The organism is Micromonospora sp. NPDC003776 (assembly GCF_053605645.1).
The window spans coordinates 1-2,484 of the sequence record NZ_JBSGJR010000788.1 but is presented as its reverse complement, the minus strand read 5'-3'; the positions used below and the strand labels follow the sequence as shown (position 1 = coordinate 2,484).

The following is a 2,484-nucleotide window of genomic DNA, read 5'->3' as shown; positions in this document are numbered from 1 at the left end:
CGCTCCGGTTGGATGGCGTTTCCTCCTGTTTTCTCTCACCCCCCCCCCCCCCGCCCGCGGCGGCCGCGGGCGCCCCCCGCCCCCCCCGCCCGGCGTACCCGCCGCCCGTGGCCCGACCACGACCGGCCGCTGTTCGTCATCGCCGCCGACCACCCGGCCCGCGCCGCCCTCGGCGTCCGGGACCGGCCGATGGCCATGGCCGGGCGGGCCGACCTGCTCGACCGGCTGCGCCTGGCCCTGTCCCGCCCCGGCGTCGACGGGGTGCTCGGCACCCCGGACATCCTGGAGGACCTGCTGCTGCTCGGCGCACTGGAGGACCGGCTGGCGATCGGCTCGATGAACCGCGGCGGCCTCTCCGGCGCCGCGTTCGAACTGGACGACCGGTTCACCGCCTACGACGCCGACAGCATCGCCGCGATGGGCTACGACGGCGGCAAGATGCTCTGCCGCATCGACCCCGAGGACCACGGCACCGCCTCCACCCTGCAGGCCTGCGCCCGGGCGGTCAGCGCCCTCGCCGCCCGCCGCACCGTGGCCATGGTGGAGCCGCTGTGGGTCGGCCGCGCCGGCGGGCGGGTCACCGTCGACCTGAGCCCCGAGGCGGTGATCAAGAGCGTGAGCGTCGGGCAGGCGCTCGGCACCACGTCGGCGTACACCTGGTTGAAGCTGCCCGCGATCGACGAGATGGACCGGGTGATGGCCGCGACCACCCTGCCCGTGCTGCTGCTCGGCGGCGACCCGACCGAGGCCCCCGACGTGGTCTACGCCCGCTGGCAGCGGGCGCTGCGGGTCCCCGGCGTGCGCGGTCTGGTGGTCGGCCGGGCGCTGCTCTACCCGCCGGACGACGACGTGGCCGCCGCGGTCGACCTGGCCCACTCGCTGCTGCCCAGCGGGCAGGAAGCGTGAGCGGCCACCTGCCGTGGGGGTCCACGGCGCGGCAGCCGTGGGCGCTGGAGGTCACCCCGGAGCGGGCCGGCTGGACGTACGCGGGACTGCGGGTGCTGGAGCTGCCGGCCGGCGGCACGCTCACCTTCGCCACCGGCGAGGAGGAGATGCTGGTCCTGCCCCTCGCCGGGTCCGCCACCGTGCGCTGCGACGGGATCAGCCTGGCCCTGGCCGGCCGGCCGTCGGTGTTCGCCGCGGTCACCGACTTCGCCTACCTGCCCCGGGACGCCACGGTCACCGTCGAGGGGCAGGGGCGGTTCGCCCTGCCGTCCGCGCGGGCCCGCCGCCGGCTGTCGCCCCGCTACGGCGCCGCCCGGGACGTGCCGGTGGAGCTGCGCGGGGCCGGGCAGGCCAGCCGACAGGTGAACAACTTCTGCGCGCCGGAGGCCTTCGACTGCGACCGCCTGGTGGCCGTCGAGGTGCTCACGCCCGACGGGAACTGGTCGTCGTACCCGCCGCACAAGCACGAGGACGACCGGGTGCACGAGGACGGCCGGATCGAGGCGCGGCTGGAGGAGATCTACTACTTCGAGGTGGCCGGTGGCCCGCCCGGCGACGCCGGGGCGGTCGGCTACCAGCGGGTGTACGGCAGCGCCGCCCGGCCGATCGACGTGCTCGCCGAGGTGCGCACCGGCGACGTGGTGCTGGTCCCGCACGGCTACCACGGTCCGTCGATGGCCCCGCCCGGCCACCACCTGTACTACCTCAACGTGCTGGCCGGCCCCGGTGCGGTGCGCAGCATGGCGTTCGTGGACGATCCGCGGCACGGCTGGATCCGGGACAGCTGGGCCGGGCAGCCCGTCGACCCGCGGCTGCCGCTGACCCGGGCGGGAGGAGACCGATGCCCAGACTGACGGTGGCGCAGGCGCTGGTGACGTTCCTGGCGCGGCAGTGGTCCGAACGCGACGGCCGCCGGCAACGGCTGATCCCCGCCTGCTTCGGCATCTTCGGACACGGCAACGTCGCCGGCCTCGGCGAGGCCCTCGCCGGCGCGGGCGTGGACCTGCCGTACCGGCTGTGCCGCAACGAGCAGGGCATGGTGCACACCGCCGCCGCGTACGCCCGGATGACCGACCGGCTCAGCACCCTGGCCTGCACCACCTCCATCGGGCCGGGCGCCACCAACCTGGTCACCGGCGCCGCCGGGGCGACCATCAACCGGCTGCCGGTGCTGCTGCTGCCCGGCGACATCTTCGCCACCCGGCCGGCCAGCCCCGTGCTGCAGGAGCTGGAGGACACCCGCTCGTACGACGTCAGCGTCACCGACGCGCTGCGGCCGGTCTCCCGCTACTGGGACCGGATCAACCGGCCGGAGCAGCTGCCGGCGGCGCTGCTGGCCGCGATGCGGGTGCTCACCGACCCGGTGGAGACCGGCGCGGTCACCCTCGCCCTGCCGCAGGACGTGCAGGCCGAGGCGTACGACTGGCCGGCGGAGCTGTTCGTCGACCGTGCTGACCACCCTCTCCACCGGACGCGGCGACCTGTTCGGCACGGTCGTCAACCTGCAACGCTTCACCACCACCCTGGCCCAGAGCGACC

General features: G+C 75.6%; 3 protein-coding genes. All 3 read left to right on the top strand.

All coding sequences use genetic code 11. From position 1 onward, the window contains the following. The first annotated feature begins 12 nt into the window (after positions 1-12). Positions 13-906: a Cgl0159 family (beta/alpha)8-fold protein gene (locus tag ACWEVO_RS34920; RefSeq protein WP_452311678.1), complete on the top strand. Its 894-nt coding sequence runs from the start codon at positions 13-15 to the stop codon at positions 904-906. Then, on the top strand, positions 903-1,799 hold the full coding sequence (gene iolB / locus ACWEVO_RS34915; RefSeq protein WP_452311677.1) for a 5-deoxy-glucuronate isomerase: 897 nt from the start codon (positions 903-905) through the stop codon (positions 1,797-1,799). The genes ACWEVO_RS34920 and iolB overlap by 4 nt, the downstream gene beginning before the upstream one ends. Further along, positions 1,787-2,484 (top strand): thiamine pyrophosphate-binding protein (locus tag ACWEVO_RS34910; RefSeq protein WP_452311676.1); only part of this gene is annotated, 698 nt, incomplete at its 3' end. The genes iolB and ACWEVO_RS34910, both read left to right, overlap by 13 nt.

Bases quoted from the DNA above. Each gene is read 5' to 3' on its own strand.
- ACWEVO_RS34920 (WP_452311678.1), top strand. From the start codon at position 13: ATGGCGTTTCCTCCTGTTTTCTCTCACCCCCCCCCCCCCCGCCCGCGG.